Source organism: Bacillus sp. EE-W1 (assembly GCF_009760835.1).
Taxonomy (GTDB): domain Bacteria; phylum Bacillota; class Bacilli; order Bacillales; family Bacillaceae_G; genus Bacillus_A; species Bacillus_A wiedmannii.
This window is the reverse complement of the sequence record NZ_WIPE01000060.1, coordinates 224,800-225,462: the sequence shown is the minus strand read 5'-3', so window position 1 is coordinate 225,462 and position 663 is coordinate 224,800. Positions and strand designations below refer to the sequence as shown.

The following is a 663-nucleotide window of genomic DNA, read 5'->3' as shown; positions in this document are numbered from 1 at the left end:
ACCTCCTATATAAAGTTCACCCACTGTTCCCATAGGGACACGCTTATGATCTTTATTTAATACATATGCCTCTACATTTGGCATGGGCCGACCAATAGGAGGTGCTCCATCTCCTTTATATATTCCCGCGACAGTATAAACTGTGGTTTCTGTTGGACCATACGCATTAATAAAAAGGTGATTTTGCATCCAGCGTTTTGCAACTTTTTCACTACAGGCTGATCCCGCAGAAGTAACAACCTGTAAATCTTTAAATACAGATTCATCTAACAAATTAAGTACCGTAGGTGGTAAAAGTGCATGTGTAATTTTATTTTTTTGCAAGAACTGAGTAAGTGGTTCAACTGGCATAATATCGTGTTGACTACATACATATAAGGTTCCACCTGAAACTAGGCTAGTAAATATCTCAAATACTGAAGCATCAAATGATAATGAAGCAAATTGAATATTTTTACTGTCTGCATTCATTTTTGTTAAATTAATACTAGAAATAATAAAATTACATAAGCTCTTTTGTTCAATTAATACCCCTTTGGGTTTTCCTGTAGATCCAGATGTATAGATTACATATGCCAAATTATCTGGTTTAACTTCAATTGTAGGATTTATACTTTTTTCTTTCGAAATATGCATTTCATGTTCTTTTATATCAATACAGTC

The 663-nt window shown here is 33.6% G+C and carries 1 protein-coding gene; it reads right to left on the bottom strand.

Annotation, left to right across the window (positions count from 1 at the left end; translation table 11 throughout):
• Positions 1 to 663 (bottom strand): AMP-binding protein (locus tag GFJ36_RS12580; RefSeq protein ID WP_157349595.1); only part of this gene is annotated, 663 nt, incomplete at both ends.